Origin of the sequence: Enterobacter cloacae complex sp. IR53041, assembly GCF_049238285.1 — a bacterium.
Lineage (GTDB): Bacteria > Pseudomonadota > Gammaproteobacteria > Enterobacterales > Enterobacteriaceae > Enterobacter > Enterobacter roggenkampii.
On the sequence record NZ_JBMKHB010000050.1, the window covers coordinates 1 to 21356 of the forward strand.

Consider the following 21356-nt stretch of genomic DNA (forward strand, 5'->3'; position numbering starts at 1 on the left):
TGTTGAGGCCAACGCCCATAATGCGTGCACTGGCGCGACATCCGACGCCATTCATGGCCATATCAATAATTTTCTGGTGTGTACCGGGCTGAGAGGCGGTGTAAGTGAACTGTAGCTGCCATGTTTTACGGCAGTGAGAGCAGAGATAGCGCTGATGTCCGGCAGTGCTTTTGCCGTTACGCACCACCCTGTCAGTAGCTGAGCAGGAGGGACAACTGATGGAGATGGAAGCCACGGGAGCACCTCAAAAACACCATCATACACTAAATCAGTAAGTTGGCACCATTACCACCGTGCAGTGGCTAATCAGCGAATGACCGGGAGTAATGCGCGGTGGAAATGGACAACAGATTACAACCGTCGCTCGATAGCGGAAACGGCGATGTACCGGGTAAAACAGCTGTTCGGGGGTTCACTGACGCTGCGTGACTACGATGGTCAGGTTGCGGAGGCTATGGCCCTGGTACGAGCGCTGAACAAAATGACGAAAGCAGGTATGCCTGAAAGCGTGCGTATTGCCTGAAAACACAACCCGCTACGGGGGAGACTTACCCGAAATCTGATTTATTCAACAAAGCCGTCTTCAATTACAACATCGCCCCAGGGATTCGCTTCACAGCAAAGCTTCAGAAAAGACTTAAACCATCCCTTGTTTTGTATTTCTTCCGGAAGCTGTACCACATGTATGGCCAGACAATCTCCCTGGTAACGATTAGTACTTTGTCTAAGCCCTACAACAATCCCCTTTTCTTGAATCTGTACACCTGCCTGATGCTCTTTCATGTCGGGCGTATAGTGCCTTGCTCTGTTTAACCAAGCCACCAGCTGCTGAGCCGTAGTTGGTGATTCTTCAGCTATCCATTTCAGGTACTTGATGCGGTCCATATGCTCCTCCCTGTACGATTTCCAATGAAAGGCTCTACAGTATTAAGCTGCTGTAGAGCTCATTCAACCATGCTCAAACGGTGCGTATTAAAGGATGCCTAACCTTTTTGTTTCATCGATCCACGGTCTGAATTCTTCCAGTAGATTATCATATAACTTTTCATCGCTAATCGAACCGAAATCATCCATGGCAAAGAAGTGGGTGTTATCAACCCGGCGGTCAGTAAAGTCATCCAGATTTTTGAGGATACCGTAGCTTGAACCACCCAGGCCGACAAACTTCCAGAAGATGGGGTAGTTGGCAGAACGCCGGATTGCATCTTTAATCGCCCGGGTCTTGCTGATCCCGCCATCGGTAATAAATACTACATATACTGGGATTTTCGAGTCCTTAAAATAGTCGACTATTTCTTCCATCACAGGAGGCTCGTTGTTTGTCCCTCCAAGGCCCGGCAGGTTCTCCCAGGCTGAACGCTTTCCAGACCCGCGAATGGACTGAATATATGTGTCCAGGTTGTCCAGTGTGACGTTTGGATACTTCTTATGCTTCTCTCCAAATCCCCAGACATCCATTTCACCGTCGTCGTCGAACTGGGCGGCAAGAACGGCGATGCGGTCCAGCACAGACTGAACGTTACCCTTACTGAACTGGCCACTCATCGAGCCGGATGCGTCAAGTACAAATGCAACCGCTGCCTCAAGGGTGTCCAGTTTATTTTTAGTGAGACTGACCGAGGCTTTTTTAGCGAGGCTTACAAGGCGCGGAGATCTGGTTTCCAGTTTCTTTTCCAGACTGATACGAGCTGGCTTTGCTGGCTGCGGAGCTGGCTGTGCGACATCAACGCCATAGCTAATGGCCAGAGGCTCAAGTCCACCGTTGAAACCCTGCCCGAGCGCACGAAGCTTCCAGGCGCCATTGTGCCGATATACTTCACCCAGGATGATTGCTTTCTCACTGCGGCCCTGAGTCTCAGCCTGAAAGTCAGCGATACCAGGAGCCTGAATGCTCAATAAACTGAGCCCACTGATGGTATCTTCACCATCAATGACAACGGTGATCGCAATTTTACTGACGTTCGCTGGAACACGATCCAGTGCTATATCAATGCTGGACTGCTGCGAACCGGTAACGAGCTTGACTGCCCCCTCAGGAGAAGCCAAATTATTATAAAAGATAAAGTCAGAATCGCCACTGACCTTTCCCTGAGCATTAAGCAAGAACAGGCAGGTATCGGGTTCGCCTTTAAAGCCGGATTTGGCAGGGTACTGAAGATTCAGCCTGATAGCAGATTGCTGAAGGGGTATGTTTTGTCCGGATTGTAGATTCATATTAACTCTCCTGATTTTTGATTATTTTTAAAGCGCAGCGTTTATATATGTTCCCCAGGCTTAGTTCAGGACGCTGGATATTCGGTGAGGCGTAAATATGGTGTGACACCATATTTCATCACGCTGAAGTTTCTATACCTGTTGAATTTGAATTTTCATTGCCCGGGTATCTTATGTTCCAGATCCCGTTCCTTCATAAATCGCAAAAGTAACATATATCCGAGGGGCATGCTGTTGATATAAGGCACGGAATACTGGCTTAACCAGCAACCATAGATAAACCCGGATCCTGCAAAAAGGTTCACGCCAGAATTAACATTACTCTGCTTTCTGAAAACGCCCGGCCCCCTTTCTCAGATTCAACAGCTGATAGCGGATCGTTACCCAAAAAAAACCCCGGCATTGCCGGGGTCAGACTCAGCGTCTTTTAGACATTGACGCCGTGCTGGGAAGCAAGCGCTGACAGGCCACCGGCAAAACCCTGGCCGACAGCTTTAAACTTCCACTCAGCGCCATGGCGATACAGTTCACCGAAGACCATTGCGGTTTCAGTTGAGGCGTCTTCAGACAGATCGAAACGGGCAATTTCCGTGCCGTTGTCGTTGTTGTAAACGCGCATGAAGCTGTTGCTCACCATGCCGAAGTTTTGTTTACGAGCTTCTGCATCATAGATGGTAACGGCAAACACCAGTTTTTTGATGTCTGCTGAGACTTTGGTCAGATCAATTTTGACCTGCTCATCGTCGCCGTCGCCTTCACCAGTACGGTTGTCGCCCTGGTGCTCTACTGCGCCATCAGGGCTGGTTTTATTATTGAAGAAAATGAAATGGGCATCTGACAGCACTTTACCGTCTTCACCTACTGCGAATACGGAAGCGTCAAGGTCAAAACCCTGACCATCGGTTACACGGGCATCCCAGCCCAGACCAACCATAGCGACATTCATGGTTGGTGCTTCTTTGGTCAGAGATACGTTGCCGCCTTTTACGAGAGAAACTGCCATTTTTAGCTCCTGCAAACAGTTGAATGAGGCTGAATTAACAGCCCCGGATATGAAAAGTTACTTTTCGATCAGGACGCGTTAATGCCGTACTGAGCACATACAGATGCCAGACCACCAGCATAACCCTGGCCTACTGCGCGGAATTTCCACTCACCATTGTGGCGATACAGCTCGCCAAACAGCATGGCGGTTTCAGTGGACGCATCTTCGGTCAGATCGTAGCGAGCGACTTCAGTCTGGTTATCGTCATTAACCAGACGAATAAACGCACCGGACACCTGACCAAAGCTCTGGCGACGAGCCTGAGCATCGTGGATGGTCACAACGAAGATGATCTTGTCAACTTCAGACGGGACGGCGTCCAGTTTAATTTTCAGCGATTCATCATCACCATCGCCCTCACCGGTGCGGTTATCGCCGGTGTGTGTTACGGAACCGTCGGATGACGTCAGGTTGTTATAGAAGATGAAATCTGAATCGCCGCGCACTTTGCCGTTTGAGGCCAGCAGGAATGCTGAAGCATCCAGGTCAAAGTCCTGACCGTCTGTTGAACGCGCATCCCAGCCAAGGCCCACTAGGACGTTTTTCATTGACGGAGCTGCTTTACTTAGGGAGACGTTCCCGCCTTTGGAAAGAGAAACACTCATAAAATAACCTCTTCGATTAGTAATTGTTCAGGTTAACACTTAAGGGGATTAACTCCCCTTTTCCTCAGATTCAGGTTTGCCCGGGAACATGACGCTTGCGAGAATGCCCAGCGCCAGTACACCCAGTACAACATACAGGCTGGTTGTTGCCGCGATGCTGTAACCATGATGCCAGATGTGATCGGTCGCATTCAGGCCGAGTTTTGCCGCGATGAAGAACAGCAGCACGATAACGGCCTTCTCCAGATGAACCAGGTACTGTTTCAGTGCCTCAAGGACAAAGTACAGAGTACGCAGGCCCAGGATAGCAAACATCATGGCACTATAGACGATAAGCGGTTCACGACTGACGGCAATGATTGCCGGTACCGAGTCAAACGCGAACATTACGTCCGAGAGTTCAACCACAGCCACACACAGGAACAGCGGGGTCGCATACAGCGCCGCTTTTTTACCACGGCCAATGGTGACATCGCTGTTTTCTGGTTTCGCCAGTTCAGCATCCACTTCCTTCTGGTTAAGCAGGAAGGCATGCCCTCTGAGCTTCGGCCAGATAGGGAAGAAGCGTTTAACCATGCGGTAAGCCAGATGCTGGGAGTAATCCTCAATTTCATCATCGTCATCACCGCTTTTAAGCATCATGACCGCTGTCCAGGCAACGATAATAGCGAAGACAACTTCAACATACGGCCCCAGACTCAGCAGGCTCGTACCGATGGCGACAAAGATGCCCCTGAAGACAATGGCACCAATGATCCCCCAGTAGAGAACACGGTGGCGATAACGATCCGGAACGGCGAACCAGGAGAAGATGGCCATCATGACGAACAGGTTATCGACCGACAGCACTTTCTCCAGCGCATAACCCGTGACAAACAGACTGGCAACCTCAGCACCGTGGTGGATATAGAGGAAACCGGCAAATGCCATCGCAACCACAACCCAGAATACGGACCAGAGCGCCGCACTCTTCAGCGAAATAGGCTTGTCATCACGGTGCATAAACAGGTCAATAAAGATGGCACCGACTGAAAGCGCAATAAAAACAATGACCGTTTCAGTCGGGAAGCCGATGTGTGTGGAAACCATATTTTACCCTTAGGGATGTGGATCAGAGGCCAAATTCAGCCGGGTCGAAGCCCAACGCGATAGCGATCTCGCGGGAGGCCAGTTTCTCGTCCTGATCGAAGTTACCGTCACTTTTCGCAACGGCAATACCAACACGTAAGGCCAGCTGAGCGGCCTCAGGCTGATCTTTCAGCGCCAGGATGTATTTCATGGTTTCGCCCTTGCCGATTTCAACATCGAAATCGAAGCTTGAAACCAGTTTATTGAAGAACTCAATCACCTCATTGGTATCGAAGACCTTCAGCTCTTCTGAAGAGCGCAGAAAGCCCATCATTTTCTGCTTTTCTTCCGAACTTACGCCGTCACTCGATACGGCAATACGGGCACATACAGCAACGGTGCCCTGCATGAATTTTTTGTTTTTGAAACGGCCAACCTGGCGGGTCAGTTCGTCACGGCCTGAGTTAATGGCACCTTTAACTTTGTCGAAAAAGCTCATACCTGTTTCCTTTGTTGCTGTGTTATTTAGAACCGGCGCTCCAGCGAAATCCCCAGCCAAATGCCCGGTCCATTTCGTCCTGGCCTTTGAAGTACTGGTTAATTCGCTCGACTTTAATTGCGCCGTTTTCGTTTACGAGTCTGGCAATGGCGCACAATGTGCGACGGTTTTCACCTTCGGTCAGGCGGGTCTCAATGGGCGGTTGATCCGGCACATGAATGGTGACCACACCATCAGTCTTGTCCCAGCTGGGAACACCTTCATAAATAAAGGCGTAAATCAGCACTTCGCGGATATGCTTCCATTCACGTCCATTGATATGCAGCCACTCGCCGTCTGATACATCACCCGTCCGGTCATCGCCCTTGAGCTGAACATACGGTTCATCGCGATAATCACCGAATGCATTACCGAGCGCCTGAATGACCGATTTATACCCGTCCTGAAGCTCAACAAAGGCCCCCAGATCCAGGTCGATTCCTTTGGAGCCGAACATGCCTGCAAAGCCTGATTTGCCGCTGCCCCGGTGCCAGTTCAGGTTGATCCGGATTTCACCGAAGTTATCCCGTTTGGTCAGGCTGATTGCAGGCTTCTCTTTTGTCAGCGATACCTTGCTCAGGCTGATTTTTGTCTCAACTGGCGGAGGGGTTACAACCGGAGGAGTCGGGGCTGCGGGAGCCGGTTCGTCGGCAATATTTACGCCGAAATGCTCTGCCAGCGGTTTAAGTCCACCGTTGAACCCCTGCGCAACAAAGCGGAATTTCCAGTCATTATTACGACGGTAAAATTCACCCAGAATTAAGGCTGCTTCCTGACGGCCGCTCAATTCGACACTGCCGCTAACCAGGCCGGTAGCCCCTTGCTCCACGTCGATGGAAAGATTACGAAGACCGGACACCGTCTGCCCACCGTCACAGGTCACGGTGAACGCAATTTTTTGGACATCAGGTTTCAGCCGGTTGAGCGCGACAGTAAAGGTTGAGTACTGGCCTTCACTGACCAGGCTGACGGTACCATCATCGTTACGTGGCTGACCATAGAACACCATGTCCGCATCACCCTGCACCTTCCCGTCGGCATACAGGCGAAACGCCGAAGCATCCACCTGGCCGCCCGAGGTGATCCGGACCCGCAACTCCTGGGCTGGAACGGGGGCATTGCCCCCCGGCGTCAGGTTCATTAGCGGATAACCGCTGAAACGATATCGGAGTGCATATCGTCAATTGTGCGGCCGCGACAGGCATGGCCAAGGGCGGTAAAGTCCCAGTTGCCGTTATTACGGCGCAGCGAAGAAATAACGATCCCGGTATGTGAGCCCTGCTCAGTCAGCTTGTAGCGAGCCAGCTCTTTGCCGGTTTGATCGACAACGCGGCAGAACGCGTTTTCGACGTCATTGAACGACTGACCACGGAAGCTGTTTACCGTAAACGCCAGGTATTCAACGTTTGCAGGCAGTCGGGAGAGGTTGACATTAATCACCTCATCGTCACCGTCACCTTCACCGGTCAGGTTATCGCCACTGTGCACAACAGCGCCGCAGGTGGATTCCAGTTTGCGGAACCAGATGGTGTCAATTGTTTTACCGGTGCTGTCCATTAATACGCAGCCAGCATCGAGATCGATTGAGTCGTTGCCTCCAAACAATCCTCCAAGAAGACCTTTTTTCTTAACCGGATCCCAACCGAGACCGAAATGAAGCTGGCTTAATGCAGATGATTCTTTGCTGAGTGATACCGTCTGGTTCTTAACTAATGAAACCATGTTTTATTCCTTAAAATGGTAATGACCGAGACAATCAAAGGGTTGTTTATTAACTGACGAAGAAAATCATATCATGATGAAGTTCTCTGACAAGGGAAATTTTGGTGGTTTTCTGTAAAAACACAAAAAGAAAATCTTTTCAGGGTGTTAATTTTCTATGTTTAATTTAAATATCAATACTTTATCGGGAATCCAAAAAATAACGACTCACTCCATAACCACAGAAGTTATTAATCATATTATGATTGACATGTAGCTTAGACACTCATAGACTCACTTCTCAATCATAAATTTGCATGGCGTTCCGGATAATTAAAAAAAATGAACAAGAAAATTTGGTTTATGGAAGGTTTATCCTCCCAGCGAGATATTATTCAGGGGGTAAAATCATTTGCACAAAAAAATAATTTTGCCATTACCGTTTTTGCCTCCCACCGTAACGAAAGAAATGAAATCCTTTCCGTTGCCGACTATTCTTTGACTGAACCTGAAGATCCTCAAAAACGTCTTCAGTTTATCCAGGAAACCATTCAGTCCTACGGCATCCACCATATTCATACTGGCCGTAACAGCCAGTGGTTTGAAGAACACCGTTCAGCCATTGAATCGACCGGTGCCACCCTTACTACCGGTGCAACGGGCGTCGACTGGTTAACTCTGGCTGACGAAAAAGTTACTTTTGCTCAGTTTATGGAGCAAAAGGGTCTCCCGGTCGTACCATCCTGGCGGGTGAATACGCTGGCAGAATTAAAAACACACCTCGCGGCCCCGCCGTTCACTGACAGCCCGGTATGCGTGAAGCCGGTGACGGGTATCTATGGCATGGGATTCTGGCGCTTTGATGACAGTGCTTCGCCTATGGCCGTCTTTAATCATCCCGAACATCGTCTGGTCAGTCCGCAACAGTATATTGCAGCAGCATCAGCTGCTGAGTCGTTTAAACCCCTTGTTTTGATGCCGTACCTGCCAGGCCCGGAATTTTCCGTCGATATCCTCGCGGATAAGGGCGAAATACTCGCAGCCGTGGGACGCCGTAAGGAAGGGGTTATCCAGTATCTGGTAAACGAAGGAAGCGCCTGGGAACTGGCGTGTGACTGCGCCAGGGTTATGAAGGCCGACGGGCTGGTGAATGTTCAGACGCGAAACGATGTGAATGGCAACCCGGTGCTGCTTGAAACCAACATGCGTCCGTCAGGGGGGGTGGGTTATACCCTTCACAGCGGGGTGAACCTTCCTGGGTTATTTGCTGCCTTTAAGCTCGGTCTGATGTCTGAAGATATGGTGCGCCAGAGCGCTAAAAACACCTTTTCTCCGGTTGCGGTGAGATCCATTACGGATGTAATTGCATACCCGGAATCACTCTCTAACCTTCTGAATTAAGGCGTATTTATGTCTGATATCCTCGAAGATATGATTTATCGCCGTACCCTCTCATGCGGTACGATTCAGGTAACCCGCGACCAGGGTGAAGTTTCGCTCGATGACCTGTTTGACATCGCTGAAAGACGTAACCCGAAACGCGCCTTTCTGTTTGTCAGCAAAGTACTCGGCAGGCACATTCCCGTGCCACCCTCAGTCATGCGGCAGGCCTACAGACAGCTTGCCAGCCAGTTCCCCTCGACACTGACAGGACCCGTACTGTTTATCGGTATGGCTGAAACCGCCGTTGGGCTTGGGGCCGGTGTATTTGATGAAGTGCGCCACCAGCATCCTGAATCTGTCTATCTGACCTCTACCCGTCACCCGGTTGATGGCACGTTGCTTTGCGAGTTCAAGGAAGAACACAGCCACGCCACCGATCATCTGATCTATCTGCCAGATGATGAAGAGAAAAGACGTCGTGTTACCAACGCACGAACGCTGGTTTTGATTGATGACGAGGCAACCACCGGTAATACCTTTATTAACCTGCTTTCTGCCCTGCGTAATACCGGCAAGCTTCAACATATTGAACAGGTTATAGCCGTTACGCTTACCGACTGGAGTGGCAAAGCCTTGTCCGAGCGCAGCACCTTACCAGTCACTTCGGTTTCTCTTGTAAGCGGTAAGTGGGGATGGACCCCATTACCTGATGCACCTGTCCCGGACATGCCGAAAGTCAACGTAACTTCACGAGGAGAATGGGACATCCAGGGAAAACAGTCCTGGGGCCGACTGGGGATGCTCGCACCTGCGGCCGATCTCGGCCATGAGGTCTCCGTCCACAAGGGGGAACGTATTCTGGTTCTCGGGACCGGGGAATTCGTCTGGGAGCCGTTCCTGCTTGCTGAACGGCTCGAAGCTGCCGGAGCACAGGCATTTTATGGATCGACCACCCGCTCCCCTATCGCCGTTGGTTATGCCATTGAGTCCGCCATTTCCTTTACGGATAACTACGGGCTGGGCATCCCCAATTTTGTCTATAACGTCGCCCACCAGCAGTTTGACCGCATTCTTGTGTGTACTGAGACACCCGCAGAAAGTATTGACACGCAGCTTCTTAAAGCGCTGGCTGAGGTTGCGGCCGTCGTGGAGATTGTTACCTATGAATAAACCCGTTGTTCTGAGCGACCTTGACGACACGCTCTTTCAGACCCGTCGTAAAATGGTGGACGAGCTGGCCCTGGAGCCATTCCGTACCGGTGCCGTTGATCGCACCCTGAATCCACGAAGCTTTATGACGGAAGAACAGTCCATGTTAGTGGACTGGCTTCTGGAGCAGGCTGAACTCATTCCCGTTACCGCACGGGGAACTGAAGAAATCAGCCGCGTACGGATCCCTTTCCACTCCTGGGCAATCACCACGCACGGGGCCGTCATTCTCACGCCTGAAGGCAACCCCGACGAGGAGTGGAAGGCCCATATGCTCGGCCAGCTGGCTCCCTATCAGGAAAAGCTGACATCGATGCAGCGTCTGATCACTGAAATGATGGACGCAAAAGGGATTAATGCCTGGGCAAGACTGAACTTCGAATACGGTGAAACGGCGGTTTATATGGTGATGAAACACCGCGACAGCACCCGCCTTGACGAGCTCAATGCCATTGCAGATGAGATAGAAACGGTGTTTCCGACCGAGGGCTTCTATATCCACCGCAACAGTAATAACGTGGCCTGGCTTCCCACCCCGGTTGAGAAAGGGCTGGCCGTCAGCTGGCTGCTTGAAAAACTTCGGGCTGAACGCGGCGTTTTCCCCGTAATTGGTCTGGGCGACAGCCTGAGCGATCATCGTTTTATGAAACTGTGCAGCTGGTTTGGCATCCCGCGTCAGAGTCAGTTTGCAGATGCCATTTCACAGCGAATTTTTGGAGAAAATGAAAATGCAGCCACATGAAACATTTACCGGCTCATACCAGCCCGGTGACGTGGAATTTCTTCTAAAGCCGGTTGTCATTGAGATGACGCCGGTTGATCAAAAAGAAGAGCTGATTCAGTCCGGGAAGAAACATTATTCAGACATGCTCAGCCAGGAGCCAGCACCAACACAATGGCATCTTGATTTGTTTCACCGGGCGCTGGATCGGGGCGCAGAGAGGCTTGCAAAAGAAGTCACACAGCTCGCTATTGCTCTGGCCGAACGCTTCGGTGATGAGCCCATTGTACTGGCCAGTCTTGTCAGGGCTGGCGTGCCGCTCGGCGTTATGCTGCACCAGGCCCTGCGTGACATGGGGAAAACCTCATGGCATTACGGTATCAGCATCATCCGGGATCGTGGAATTGACGGTGCAGCCCTCGACGTCATTGAAGAGCGGCATGGTACCAGCGGTATTGTCTTTGTTGACGGATGGACAGGTAAAGGCGCAATTACCGGAGAGCTTGTACGCGCACTGAAAGATCGCCCGGGCTATCCTGAGCAGCCGCGACTGGTTGTCCTGGCCGATCCCTGTCGCTGCTCCTGGCTTGCAGCCAGTGATGATGACTGGCTCATTCCTTTTGGCATCATGGGTGCGCCGGTGTCAGGCCTTATCTCCCGGTCAGTATGGTCCTCTGAAGGATTACATGGGTGCATGGTTTGCGAGCATCTCAGTGAATTCGAATGCAGCCGGATGCTTGTCGATACCGTCGCTCATTTCCGTAAGAAGTTAACACCGACATCCCTCGCTCCCCTGAGCTGGAATACGGAGTCAGCCCGGACCTTGTGGCAGACAAGTCGCGACGTTATCGCGTTCCTGGCCGATGAATTTAAAGTGGACAGCGTCAATCGTATTAAACCCGGTATTGCTGAAGCAACCCGGGCTGTATTACGTCGGGTACCGGACCATGTATTTGTGCGTTCTATTGACGACCCGGACGTTGCCTTGCTTGTAGGGCTTGCTCGTGAAAAGGGAATAGTTGTTACAGAAATGGGGGGAACCCTCGGCCAGTATCGGGCTGTAACCATTATCAAGAAGGTACTCTGATGAAAAATCGTCTTTCTCCCTGGAATCTGGGAGCCACGCTATACATGCCTGCAACACGGGAAGATATTGCTGATGCCGTCCTGCATGGGAAAATCCCGGGTTTGCGCTCTCTGGTAATTTGCCTGGAGGATGCTGTCAGTGAAGCAGACATCCCCGTCGCCCTAAAAAATCTGGAGCACCTGCTGCACGAGCTCAGTAACAGCATGCGTAGCCTGGGTAAAAATGACTGGCCTCTGGTGTTCATTCGCCCCCGGCATGCCGAAATGGGCAGATGGTTAAAAGCGCATTATGATCTTTCCGCTGTCGACGGGTTTGTGTTGCCGAAATTTACCCTCAGTTCGTTAGCTGAATGGTGGGATATCATGGGCGGGACTCACCTGTGCATGATGCCAACGCTGGAAACAGAAGACGTCTTTGACGTGGTTCAGATGCGCGAGCTGGCCACCCATCTGGTGGAACATCCCTGCCACGACCGCATTATTGCGCTTCGAATCGGCGGCAACGATCTTATGAACGTTGTGTCGCTTCGCCGTCCCCGGGACCTGACGCTGTATGACAGCCCGATGGGCTACGTCATCAAAATGCTCGTTTCGGTCTTCGGCCCGCGTGATTTTGCCCTGACCGCGCCCGTATGTGAGCATATTGACGATCATGCCGTTATGGCCAGAGAGCTGGCTCTTGATATGGCACATGGGCTTGTTGGGAAAACGGCCATTCACCCGGGTCAGATAGAGGTCATTCAAAACGCGCTGATGGTCACTCAGGGTGAGCATTCTGACGCTCTGCGGATCCTGAACTCTACCCAGGCCGTGTTTAAGTCGCAGGGAGCAATGTGTGAACCCGCCACACATCGCCGCTGGGCGGCTGGCATTCTGGACAGAGCTCGTTTTTATGGGTTACAGAACGAGCAAAGCGCTGATGGAATCAGATTACTTACCGTGACCCAGCATCATTAAGGAAATCATAATGGGGTTCAGGTTCAGAAAGTCGATCAACATTATTCCTGGTGTTCGCCTCAACCTGAGTAACGGTGCACCGAGCCTGAGTGTCGGGACGAGAGGTGCTTCCGTTTCTTTTGGAAGCCGGGGGACCTATGCCAATCTGGGCTTGCCCGGTACCGGGCTGAGTTACCGTACCCGGCTTGACCGGGCCGCGCGTTCCGGAGGTGGGAACCGGACGGCTACCGACCCGGGGCTCAGACAGGCGCTTGAGCAGGAAGCCGCTGATCTCATGTCAGCGGTGACCGCAATCCGTAATATTCACGAGCTGACGCCGGATCCCAAAACAGGCATCAGCTGGGCAGAGCTGGAAGCAGTATACCTGCATAACAGAACGTCGCCTTTTCAGGTTCCGGCACCGGTGCGTCCAGAAAAGCCAGACTACCTTGCATTGCCGGAAAAGCCTGCCGAGAGCGAAGGCATTAGTTTTCTGGGTAAATGGTTTGAATCGGAATCAGCTAAAGCTGAGCGCCACGCCGAAAACCTTCGCAGGTGGCAGCAGGAGCTGATTGATGTGGAGCGTGAGAATACCCTTCGACAGCACCGGTACCAGCAACAACGGACGGCTTGGGCCGAACAGTATGCAAACTGGAAGTTTGAGGCTGAAGAACATGAAAAACGGCTCGCCACGGCTCAGGCAGATGCCCGGCAGCAGTTCCGCACAGACGCCGCGTTTTTCGAATCATACCTGGCGGGTGTGCTGGCAGAAACTGAATGGCCGCGTGAAACGCTTGTTGCATTTGAAGTAAAGCCGGAGCTATCAGCAGTCCTGCTGGACGTTGATTTAGCTGAGATTGAAGATTTCCCTGATAAGATTTACGGCGTTAATGCCCGGGGCACGGAGCTGACGGAAAAAGCCATGACGCAAAAAGCCGTACGCGAAAACTATGCCCGCCACGTCCATGGCTGCTTGTTCCGCCTGGTCGGTATCGTTTTACATACGCTACCGTTCGACAACGTGATTGTGTCAGGCTTTACGCAACGGGTCAGTAAACGGACCGGCTATCTGGAGGATGAGTATATCCTGTCCTGCAAATGCACTCGTAGCCAGATGTCGTCAGTAAATTTTGCAGGCATAGAACACATTGATCCGGTTGAAGCGTTAGGCGATGACCCGGTTATTCGAAAGATGAGCAGTACCTTCATTTTTCAGCCTATTGAACCACTAACCCTTTAAGCAGGCTAAATCTTACGATGCAATTAAATACCAGACAGGCCCGGATTTTTAAGCTTGCCAACTTACTGGGCACCGGCAAGCCCGTTTCCGCTGCCGACATTATAACCAGTCTGGAATGCTCAGAGCCGACATTAACCCGGGCCCTCAAAGAGCTACGCGAGTCATATTCTGCGGAGATCAAATACAGCAAGGCAGGTCATTCCTACCATCTCGTTAATCCGGGCCAGCTGGATAAAAAGACCCTTCGCCGGATGAATGAAGCGCTCGCACAGAATGCTGAACTGAAAACCGGTGAGTCTACAGGGAAGGTCGTACTCGATAAGGATAAAAAAACAGCCGTGTCATTATCGCTACGCATGCGGATCTTAAGAAAAATTGACCGTCTGGCTGCGCTGAGTGGCTCGACCCGAAGTGAAGCCGTAGAGAAGCTGGCTCTGCACTCCGTTGATGAACTGATAAAGGAATACAGCGCTAAAAAGTCCTGACGCTAAATCTCAGACCGGGGTGAAAACTCCGGTTTTGTCATATTTCACCTCTGTATTGGCGTGACGTAGTTTTGGTCTATTCTCCTCCCGCAATGTCAGCAGCGCCTTACTGCCTACAAAAGCTGGTGTCTTGACATCCTCTTGTGCTACACATCAATCTTTGGGCGATTTACACTCCATTCATGCAGATCTGTGATGTATGATGATTTTCATACATAAGACAGTTTATTTTTGCCGGAGTTTTTTTCAGTAACCTTATATTCCAGTCCAGTCTGAGCTATTTTCTGTTGATAAGGGGCCATTCACATGTCGGTAATTCAATGGTGGTTAACTTATTTCTATAATGCCGCTTCTGAATATTTAATCTCCACCCGACAGATGTCGTGCCGTTTTATCAAATCAACAAACCCTGGCCTCTTCCTGAAACTACTCTCCTCTTCCGATCTCTTAAGAAGGAATTACATTTGAGACGCTTACCCGTATATCTGCTACTCGACACGTCCGGCTCTATGCACGGAGAGCCTATCGAAGCGGTTAAAAATGGCGTTCAGACGCTGCTTACCACGCTGAAACAGGATCCGTATGCACTCGAAACGGCTCACGTGTCAGTGATCACCTTTGATTCTATAGCCCGACAGGCAGTCCCCCTGACAGACCTCCTGAGTTTCCAGATGCCAGCACTAACAGCCAGCGGCACCACGTCTCTTGGCGAAGCGCTTTCCCTCACGGCCAGCTCCATTGCCAAAGAAGTACAGAAAACGACGGCTGACACTAAAGGTGACTGGCGTCCCCTTGTATTCCTGATGACGGATGGAAGTCCGAATGATGACTGGCGCAAAGGCCTGAATGACTTTAAAGCGGCCAGAACCGGCGTTGTTGTGGCATGTGCAGCCGGGCATGATGCCGATACCAGCGTCCTCAAAGAAATCACTGAAATCGTGGTTCAGCTCGATACAGCTGACAGTTCGACGATCAAAGCCTTCTTTAAATGGGTCAGTGCGAGCATTTCGGTAGGCAGTCAGAAAGTGGAGTCCAGCAAAAAAGAAGTGATCGGTCTTGAAGACCTGCCACCGCCGCCGTCAGAAGTAAATGTGGTCTTATAATTTTATTGATTAAGGGGATGTCATGTCTGTCAGTCTGAGCAAAGGCCAGGGCGTAAGCCTGAAAAAAAATGAATACGATCTCTCGTCCGTTACTATCGGCCTCGGTTGGGATATTAATGAGGAAAAAAAAGGTTTCCTCGGCGGGATCTTTGGTAAAAAAGAAGAAGAATACGACCTTGATGTGATCGCTTTCCTGTGTAATTCAGCCGGAAAGGTGACCGATCTCGGCAATGTGGAAAATGGTAAACCAACGCTTGTGAATGGCGATATCATCTTTTTCAACAGCCTTCGCCATAAGTCAGGCAATATCTGGCTGACGGGCGATAACCGAACCGGAGCCGGTGACGGTGACGATGAGCAAATTATTGTGCGCCTGAATTCCCTTGACGCTCAGTACGAGAAAATTGTGTTCATCGTTCAGATCTACAATGGTGAAAAGCTCCAGCAGCACTTTGGAAAAGTTCAGAATGCCTTCATCCGGGCAGTAGATGCCCGTAATATTGAAATGGCACGATTCGATCTTTCTGGCGGACCCGCCTTCGCCAGCCAGCGCTCCATGGTTTTTGCCGAGCTGATACGCGAGGCTACAGGCTGGAAACTCAGGGCAATTGGTGAGCCTTCAGAATCAGATTCGTTTGTCTCGCACCTGAGGAATTATATGTGATGCGCCGCCTGCCTGTTTACCTTGTTATCGACACATCCGGCTCGATGCGCGGTGAGTCCATCCATTCCGTTAACGTTGGAATTCAGGCGATGCTTAGCGCTCTTCGCCAGGATCCCTACGCCCTCGAAAGCGTTCATATCTCCATTATCACCTATGACAATGGGGCGCGTGAGTTCATTCCTCTCACGCCGCTGGAAGACTTCCAGTTTTCTGACATCGTTGTGCCAAGCGCAGGCGGGACGTTCACCGGTGCTGCCCTTGAATGTCTGATGCAGTGTGTTGAACGGGATGTACGTCGCTCAGATGGTGATACAAAAGGAGACTGGCGTCCTCTGGTATTCCTGATGACTGATGGAACCCCTTCTGATGCCCTGGCGTACGGTGAAGCGGTAAAAGCGATTCGCGGCCGGGGATTCGGATCCATCATTGCCTGCGCCGTTGGTCCTAAAGCAGGCCATGAGCACTTAAAACAGCTCACCGATAAGGTTGTGTCTCTGGAGACGCTAGATTCAACCGCGTTTGCAGGTTTCTTTAAATGGGTATCAGCGAGCGTGTCTTCCGGCAGCACAAGCGCGGGGATCAATAACGGAACTGATACCCTTCCCCCTCCTCCACCAGAAATCCAGCTGGTGCTCTGACAGACAGAAAGGTGCTGCTTTCCGGGCAGCACCTTTCTGTACAGCAACGTTTTCTGCTGGCCGTACCAGCCGTACGAGGAAAATTATGAGACGCCTTCCCGTGTTTTTTGTCCTGGACTGTTCAGAGTCCATGATTGGTGAAAACCTGAAAAAAATGACTGATGGTCTGCAAATGATCGTCGGAGATTTAAGAAAGGATCCACACGCACTTGAAACAGCCTGGGTTTCGGTAATCGCATTTGCCGGTGTAGCCCGTACGATTGTACCTCTTCACGAAATTGCCTCGTTCTACCCTCCCCGCCTTCCCGTTGGCGGCGGTACGAGCCTTGGGGCCGCATTGCGTGAGCTGACCGTACAAATTGATACCCAGGTCAGAAAAACCACTCATGAGGCTAAAGGCGACTGGAAACCCGTCGTGTATCTCCTTACCGACGGACGTCCGACTGACGACACAACCGCAGAAGTGAAGCGCTGGAAGGATCACTACGCGAGTAAAGTGAATCTCATTGCCGTTGGCCTGGGGCCGTCAGCGGACCTGAATACCCTGCGGCAACTGACAGAGAATGTCATGCTGTTCACCGAGTCTCAGGAAGGGGACTTTACCCGCTTCATCAAATGGATCACAGCCTCGGTTACGGCGCACAGCCGCAGCGTCGGAGACGACAAACAACCTGAGCTCAGCCAGACTGAATACATAGTCCGGCTGGCCAAGGACGAGCCAGTAAAAGCGTACGACGAAAACTGCGTTACGCTTACCGGCCGTTGCAGCAAGACCCGTCGTCCGTATCTGATGAAGTATGAACGGCCACCAGCAAGGATTTCCGGGCTCGATTTCAGCCTGAACCTGAACAGCTTTAATATTGCCGGATGCTATCCCATCGATGAGGACTATTTTGCATGGTCAGATGCCACCGCTACCGGTTTGCAGGTAAACACCAGCGAACTGCATGGCGTACCGGGTTGCCCTCACTGCGGTAATGCCAGTGCGTTTGCCCTGTGCTCATGCGGAAAATTGCTGTGCATTGACGGCCCGGATGACGTGATCTGCCCGTGGTGTGAAACAGGCCTGTCATTCAGCAATGATGGCGGAAACACTAACTTCGACGTAAACAGAGGGAGAGGTTGATGTCGCAAAATGCTTTACTTGAAGAGAAGATTATCCGCTTAGTGCTGTCTGAGCTGGGCCACCCTGTAGAAGGTGAGCGGCTTTTTCTTCTATCGCACGACCCTTCCCTTACTGAAGAGATTATGCGGCTTAAAGAGCGGATTGAGAGCCTTGCACAGGGTTTATCTGCGCGGGTTAGCGAAGGTTATAACGACGCAGAGATCGCCCCCTCGTCAGCATCCAGCCTTTTCGATCAGCAACAAACGGTCGTAAGTGATGCAGATAACCCGGGCATTGACGCTACCGATACACCATTACTGCAACCCCTGCCAGAAAATGAACCTCATCCTCCGTTCTGGAAGCTGATGCCTTATTACGAATTTGATAAACCAGCACAGAGGGAAGACGAAAACCTGTCTTCCCTGGTATTAAAACCCGGGCAGATACCGACAGGCCAGCAGCGGGCCGGATTAGCTGTGCCACCTGCCGTTCCCCCGAGAGCTAAAATAGTTATTCCCAACGCCCGCGCAGGCGAACGTTTCTCTTCGCCGGTTGCTATAGTTCTGGATGAGGGCCAGCAGGCTACTGTCAGGGACGTTGTCTTTCCCAGGAACATTGGCCTGACCTTTGACAAAGAGCATAAGTTGCTGACAGGTACACCCACCGAAAGCGGCGATATAGAGCTTTCAGTACTCTGGTCATGCGCTTCGCACGACGAATGCGAAACAAAACAGCTTTTTATAGTCAATCCCGATCCGAGAAGCCTGTGGAAGGTGGTAGAGCCACCAGCAGGCGCTTCCTACCCTAAGTCCCATCTGGACGCTGCTGGCCTGGTCAGGGGTGACATACGTATTGCTGCCGCCAGTCGCCGGGGACGATCTCATGAGCATGCCGGGAGCTTCAGAGATGACGACTTCTATATCAACCACTGCCAGGAAACAGGATGGTCTGTCATGCTGGTCGCAGACGGGGCCGGTAGTGCGGTAAATTCCCGGGAAGGCTCCCGGATTGCAGTCCAAACGGCTGGCGATTACCTTTTCAATCAGCTCAGTGGTTTGAAAGGCGTCCATCTAAAGCAGCACATCACGGCGTGGGAAGGGAGCGATCAGCAGGCAACCATAAACGCCATGCTTCATCATTTTAAACAGGCAGCTACGCTCGCGGTCAACAGTATCCAGAACGAAGCCATTTGTGCAGAACAACCTGTGAAATCCTATTCAACAACCCTACTGGCAACTGTAGCGCTACGAACTGATAATGAGCTGTTTGCGGCTGCATTCTGGCTTGGTGATGGTGCGATAGGTGCATACAGCCCTTCCGGTAAAGTCAGGATACTGGGAAATCCCGATAGCGGAGAATACGCAGGACAAACCCGCTTTCTTGACCAGAGCATTATCGCAGACCCCTCGTTTAGCGGCCGCATCAGCGTGGGTAAATGGAATGATGTATCTCACTTGATCCTCATGACAGATGGCGTATCAGACCCTCTGTTTGAGACAGATAACGGGCTTCGCAGTGACGAAAAATGGACCCGTCTCCTTGATGAGCTCATCCCTGTCCTTACAGACGCCAGTATTGCGCCTGAGAGGTTAGGCGACTGGCTTAACTTTTTCTCCACAGGGAACCACGATGACCGCACTATTGCGGTGTTGTGGTAAGGCATACGCTTCTTCGGTGATCAATATGGCAAATATTGTTACGTGCAAAACAAAGGACGGCGAAACAGTCCAGTATGTTGACGAGGTAATTGGTTCGGGCTCGATGAAGGATGTTTACTTCTCGCCTGATAAATCATACGTCGTCGCTTTTTATCATAAACCGCAGAACGAGCAGGCCCGGGATCGGATTGATATGATCACCGGACGCTACAGGCAAAACATTTTTGGCCAGTCCGGAGGTGAATACTGGAAGGACCTGTTTTGCTGGCCGACCCACGTTGTTGAGCATGGGGATAAAATCGGCATCGTGGTTCCAACCTACAAAAGCTACTTTTTCTTTAAATACGGCTCTAAAAACGATGATTTTCTTGGCATAAAAGGCCGTGAAAAGGAAGGCAAATGGTTTGCCAGCGCCAGCAACCAGAATAAATTTCTCGACCCACGTGAACGAGGCAATACGCTTACCTATCTCAAGGTCTGTCTGCTGCTAACAAGAGCCGTCAGAAGGATGCATGCGGCAGGTCTCTGTCACAGCGATCTAAGCTATAAAAACGTGCTTATCGATCCAGAAATGGGACATGCCTGCATCATTGACGTAGACGGCCTGGTTGTCCCTGGAAAGTATCCTCCCGACGTCGTGGGCACCCCGGATTTTATCGCTCCGGAAGTGGTGAAAACCAGCCATCTTTCCAAAGAGGATCCGAACCGCGTATTGCCAAGCATTTCTACTGACCGTCATGCGCTGTCGGTGCTTATCTACATGTATCTGTTCTTCCGTCATCCGCTACGTGGCGGAAAAATACATGACATGTCGGATGAAGTACGTGATGAGACCTTATCTATGGGTGAGAAGGCACTCTTCATTGAACATCCGACAGACAAAAGCAATGCAGTCAAAGTCAGTCAGCTATCCTCCTTTTCACTGCCCTGGGCTGACCCGGAGAAAATTCCTTACACCATCATGGGCCCTTATCTGACGCCTTTGTTTGAACGCGCCTTTATTGATGGCTTACACGATGCCACTAAACGCCCGACCGCCGATGAGTGGGAAAGTGCCCTGGTTAAAACAGTCGATCTGATACAGCCCTGCCAGAACAAGGCGTGTGAACAGAAATGGTACGTTTTCTCAGGTAAGACAAAGCCGGTTTGTCCCTACTGCGGTACGCCATACAGGGGTAAATTACCGGTTCTAAATTTATATTCATCCCGAAAGGAAGGCAGTTATCGTCCTGACGATCACCGGTTGATGGTGTGGAGCGGGCAGTCAATCTATGCGTGGCATGTGAATCGCCTCATTGCGCCAAATGAGCGCACAACCGATGCACAAAGGAAACGAGTTGGGTATTTTGTTTTCCATAACGATCAGTGGTGGTTAGTAAATGAAGGCATAAATGGGCTTATGTCATTACCGGATAAACGACAGATTGCCATTGGTGAAAAAATTGAACTGACGAATAACGCTCAGTTTGTTCTGTCAAAGGAGGAAGGCGGCAGGCTAGTCGTCGTTCAGTTAGTAGAAAACTAACGTGAAGTGGTTTACTGAATTTGGCCACCTGAACAGAGGTGATATGCTCACCTCAGAACAACACAGGTGTCATAATGAAAAAAAGAAATTTCAGCGCAGAGTTTAAACGCGAATCCGCTCAACTGGTCGTTGACCAGAACTACACCGTGGCAGATGCAGCCAGCGCTATGGATGTCGGCCTTTCCACAATGACGCGATGGGTGAAACAATTACGTGATGAACGGCAGGGCAAAACACCAAAAGCCTCCCCCATTACCCCGGAACAAATTGAAATCCGTGAGCTCAGGAAAAAGCTACAACGTATTGAAATGGAAAATGAAATATTAAAAAAGGCTACTGTAGATTCAATCTGTCAATGCAACACCCCTTTCAATTATCTCTTTCGGTGTTTTGAACTTCAGTGTCTTTCTCGGTCTGTTGTTTAGCTGAGCA

22 protein-coding genes and 3 pseudogenes are annotated in these 21356 nt (G+C 51.0%); 15 read left to right on the plus strand and 10 right to left on the minus strand.

Annotated elements, in window-relative coordinates; translation table 11 throughout:
• A partial coding sequence (locus ACOTXF_RS22560) for an IS1-like element transposase (protein ID WP_421635300.1) occupies positions 1-235 on the minus strand: 235 nt, incomplete at its 3' end.
• A gap of 54 nt (positions 236-289) precedes the next feature.
• On the opposite strand from ACOTXF_RS22560, the pseudogene ACOTXF_RS22565 reads away from it, so the two are divergent.
• A pseudogene (locus tag ACOTXF_RS22565) lies at positions 290-523 on the plus strand (IS5/IS1182 family transposase); the annotation flags it as partial.
• 56 nt (positions 524-579) lie between these two features.
• Here the strand turns inward: ACOTXF_RS22565 and ACOTXF_RS22570 are convergent.
• The 8 genes and pseudogenes from ACOTXF_RS22570 to ACOTXF_RS22605 all read right to left on the minus strand — a co-directional run.
• Positions 580-885, minus strand: a pseudogene (locus ACOTXF_RS22570) (hypothetical protein); the annotation flags it as partial.
• A gap of 87 nt (positions 886-972) precedes the next feature.
• The gene (locus ACOTXF_RS22575; RefSeq protein ID WP_047343499.1) at positions 973-2214 is read right to left on the minus strand and encodes a vWA domain-containing protein; all 1242 of its coding nucleotides are present in this window, start codon (positions 2212-2214) and stop codon (positions 973-975) included.
• 427 nt (positions 2215-2641) lie between these two features.
• Entirely contained in the window at positions 2642-3217 is a 576-nt protein-coding gene (locus ACOTXF_RS22580; RefSeq protein WP_020996162.1) for a TerD family protein, read from the minus strand.
• A gap of 68 nt (positions 3218-3285) precedes the next feature.
• Positions 3286-3864: a tellurium resistance membrane protein TerD gene (gene terD / locus ACOTXF_RS22585; protein ID WP_000116680.1), complete on the minus strand. Its 579-nt coding sequence runs from the start codon at positions 3862-3864 to the stop codon at positions 3286-3288.
• A gap of 48 nt (positions 3865-3912) precedes the next feature.
• A complete protein-coding gene (gene terC, locus ACOTXF_RS22590; protein ID WP_000255079.1) occupies positions 3913-4953 on the minus strand; it encodes a tellurium resistance membrane protein TerC in 1041 nt (346 codons plus the stop codon).
• Positions 4954-4975: 22 nt separating this feature from the next.
• Positions 4976-5431, minus strand: a complete 456-nt coding sequence (locus tag ACOTXF_RS22595; RefSeq protein WP_000007449.1) for a tellurite resistance TerB family protein — start codon at positions 5429-5431, stop codon at positions 4976-4978.
• Positions 5432-5453: 22 nt separating this feature from the next.
• Complete coding sequence (locus ACOTXF_RS22600) at positions 5454-6611, minus strand: TerD family protein (RefSeq protein ID WP_001054786.1); 1158 nt, start codon at positions 6609-6611, stop codon at positions 5454-5456.
• Positions 6611-7192, minus strand: coding sequence for a tellurium resistance-associated protein TerZ (locus tag ACOTXF_RS22605; protein WP_000254137.1), 582 nt, complete (start codon positions 7190-7192; stop codon positions 6611-6613). The genes ACOTXF_RS22600 and ACOTXF_RS22605 overlap by 1 nt, the downstream gene beginning before the upstream one ends.
• 321 nt (positions 7193-7513) lie before the next feature.
• Here ACOTXF_RS22605 and ACOTXF_RS22610 point away from each other — a divergent pair, with 321 nt between their 5' ends.
• The 14 genes and pseudogenes from ACOTXF_RS22610 to ACOTXF_RS22675 form a co-directional block, all read left to right on the plus strand.
• On the plus strand, positions 7514-8572 hold the full coding sequence (locus ACOTXF_RS22610) for an ATP-grasp domain-containing protein (protein ID WP_063163898.1): 1059 nt from the start codon (positions 7514-7516) through the stop codon (positions 8570-8572).
• Positions 8573-8581: 9 nt separating this feature from the next.
• Positions 8582-9724 (plus strand): phosphoribosyltransferase domain-containing protein, encoded by a 1143-nt coding sequence (locus tag ACOTXF_RS22615; protein WP_001280115.1) that lies wholly within the window; start codon positions 8582-8584, stop codon positions 9722-9724.
• The gene (locus tag ACOTXF_RS22620) at positions 9717-10505 is read left to right on the plus strand and encodes a hypothetical protein (protein ID WP_049120898.1); all 789 of its coding nucleotides are present in this window, start codon (positions 9717-9719) and stop codon (positions 10503-10505) included. Before ACOTXF_RS22615 ends, ACOTXF_RS22620 begins: the two co-directional genes overlap by 8 nt.
• Positions 10492-11571 carry a cysteine protease StiP family protein gene (locus tag ACOTXF_RS22625; RefSeq protein ID WP_234115397.1) on the plus strand — a complete coding sequence of 360 codons (1080 nt, stop codon included), beginning with the start codon at positions 10492-10494 and terminating at the stop codon, positions 11569-11571. The genes ACOTXF_RS22620 and ACOTXF_RS22625 overlap by 14 nt, the downstream gene beginning before the upstream one ends.
• Complete coding sequence (locus ACOTXF_RS22630) at positions 11571-12527, plus strand: HpcH/HpaI aldolase/citrate lyase family protein (protein WP_000797367.1); 957 nt, start codon at positions 11571-11573, stop codon at positions 12525-12527. The genes ACOTXF_RS22625 and ACOTXF_RS22630 overlap by 1 nt, the downstream gene beginning before the upstream one ends.
• A gap of 10 nt (positions 12528-12537) precedes the next feature.
• Positions 12538-13746, plus strand: coding sequence for a DUF4236 domain-containing protein (locus ACOTXF_RS22635; RefSeq protein WP_049120891.1), 1209 nt, complete (start codon positions 12538-12540; stop codon positions 13744-13746).
• Between the two features lie 17 nt (positions 13747-13763).
• Positions 13764-14231 (plus strand): tellurium resistance protein TerW, encoded by a 468-nt coding sequence (terW, locus tag ACOTXF_RS22640; protein WP_001176767.1) that lies wholly within the window; start codon positions 13764-13766, stop codon positions 14229-14231.
• A 464-nt stretch (positions 14232-14695) separates the two neighbouring features.
• Entirely contained in the window at positions 14696-15334 is a 639-nt protein-coding gene (locus ACOTXF_RS22645) for a vWA domain-containing protein (protein WP_234115396.1), read from the plus strand.
• A 22-nt stretch (positions 15335-15356) separates the two neighbouring features.
• Complete coding sequence (locus ACOTXF_RS22650) at positions 15357-15998, plus strand: TerD family protein (protein WP_000116681.1); 642 nt, start codon at positions 15357-15359, stop codon at positions 15996-15998.
• Positions 15998-16636 (plus strand): vWA domain-containing protein, encoded by a 639-nt coding sequence (locus tag ACOTXF_RS22655; protein ID WP_013087240.1) that lies wholly within the window; start codon positions 15998-16000, stop codon positions 16634-16636. Before ACOTXF_RS22650 ends, ACOTXF_RS22655 begins: the two co-directional genes overlap by 1 nt.
• A gap of 85 nt (positions 16637-16721) precedes the next feature.
• The gene (locus ACOTXF_RS22660; protein ID WP_045899550.1) at positions 16722-17762 is read left to right on the plus strand and encodes a TerY-C metal binding domain-containing protein; all 1041 of its coding nucleotides are present in this window, start codon (positions 16722-16724) and stop codon (positions 17760-17762) included.
• The gene (locus ACOTXF_RS22665) at positions 17762-19399 is read left to right on the plus strand and encodes a PP2C family serine/threonine-protein phosphatase (protein WP_234115395.1); all 1638 of its coding nucleotides are present in this window, start codon (positions 17762-17764) and stop codon (positions 19397-19399) included. Before ACOTXF_RS22660 ends, ACOTXF_RS22665 begins: the two co-directional genes overlap by 1 nt.
• A gap of 25 nt (positions 19400-19424) precedes the next feature.
• Positions 19425-20924: a helix-hairpin-helix domain-containing protein gene (locus ACOTXF_RS22670; RefSeq protein WP_234115399.1), complete on the plus strand. Its 1500-nt coding sequence runs from the start codon at positions 19425-19427 to the stop codon at positions 20922-20924.
• Positions 20925-20998: 74 nt separating this feature from the next.
• A pseudogene (locus tag ACOTXF_RS22675) lies at positions 20999-21256 on the plus strand (transposase); the annotation flags it as partial.
• A 12-nt stretch (positions 21257-21268) separates the two neighbouring features.
• Here ACOTXF_RS22675 and ACOTXF_RS22680 read toward each other — a convergent pair.
• The coding region (locus ACOTXF_RS22680) for a hypothetical protein (protein ID WP_032084815.1) at positions 21269-21356 on the minus strand (88 nt) is incomplete at its 5' end.

Coding starts and splice junctions, on each gene's coding strand:
- terW (WP_001176767.1), top strand. CDS start 13,764: ATGCAATTAAATACCAGACAGGCCCGGATTTTTAAGCTTGCCAACTTA.
- ACOTXF_RS22595 (WP_000007449.1), bottom strand. CDS start 5,431: ATGAGCTTTTTCGACAAAGTTAAAGGTGCCATTAACTCAGGCCGTGAC.
- ACOTXF_RS22615 (WP_001280115.1), top strand. CDS start 8,582: ATGTCTGATATCCTCGAAGATATGATTTATCGCCGTACCCTCTCATGC.
- terC (WP_000255079.1), bottom strand. CDS start 4,953: ATGGTTTCCACACACATCGGCTTCCCGACTGAAACGGTCATTGTTTTT.
- ACOTXF_RS22575 (WP_047343499.1), bottom strand. CDS start 2,214: ATGAATCTACAATCCGGACAAAACATACCCCTTCAGCAATCTGCTATC.
- ACOTXF_RS22655 (WP_013087240.1), top strand. CDS start 15,998: ATGCGCCGCCTGCCTGTTTACCTTGTTATCGACACATCCGGCTCGATG.
- ACOTXF_RS22630 (WP_000797367.1), top strand. CDS start 11,571: ATGAAAAATCGTCTTTCTCCCTGGAATCTGGGAGCCACGCTATACATG.
- ACOTXF_RS22635 (WP_049120891.1), top strand. CDS start 12,538: ATGGGGTTCAGGTTCAGAAAGTCGATCAACATTATTCCTGGTGTTCGC.
- ACOTXF_RS22580 (WP_020996162.1), bottom strand. CDS start 3,217: ATGGCAGTTTCTCTCGTAAAAGGCGGCAACGTATCTCTGACCAAAGAA.
- ACOTXF_RS22605 (WP_000254137.1), bottom strand. CDS start 7,192: ATGGTTTCATTAGTTAAGAACCAGACGGTATCACTCAGCAAAGAATCA.
- ACOTXF_RS22610 (WP_063163898.1), top strand. CDS start 7,514: ATGAACAAGAAAATTTGGTTTATGGAAGGTTTATCCTCCCAGCGAGAT.
- ACOTXF_RS22660 (WP_045899550.1), top strand. CDS start 16,722: ATGAGACGCCTTCCCGTGTTTTTTGTCCTGGACTGTTCAGAGTCCATG.
- ACOTXF_RS22670 (WP_234115399.1), top strand. CDS start 19,425: ATGGCAAATATTGTTACGTGCAAAACAAAGGACGGCGAAACAGTCCAG.
- ACOTXF_RS22665 (WP_234115395.1), top strand. CDS start 17,762: ATGTCGCAAAATGCTTTACTTGAAGAGAAGATTATCCGCTTAGTGCTG.
- ACOTXF_RS22600 (WP_001054786.1), bottom strand. CDS start 6,611: ATGAACCTGACGCCGGGGGGCAATGCCCCCGTTCCAGCCCAGGAGTTG.
- ACOTXF_RS22650 (WP_000116681.1), top strand. CDS start 15,357: ATGTCTGTCAGTCTGAGCAAAGGCCAGGGCGTAAGCCTGAAAAAAAAT.
- terD (WP_000116680.1), bottom strand. CDS start 3,864: ATGAGTGTTTCTCTTTCCAAAGGCGGGAACGTCTCCCTAAGTAAAGCA.
- ACOTXF_RS22620 (WP_049120898.1), top strand. CDS start 9,717: ATGAATAAACCCGTTGTTCTGAGCGACCTTGACGACACGCTCTTTCAG.
- ACOTXF_RS22625 (WP_234115397.1), top strand. CDS start 10,492: ATGCAGCCACATGAAACATTTACCGGCTCATACCAGCCCGGTGACGTG.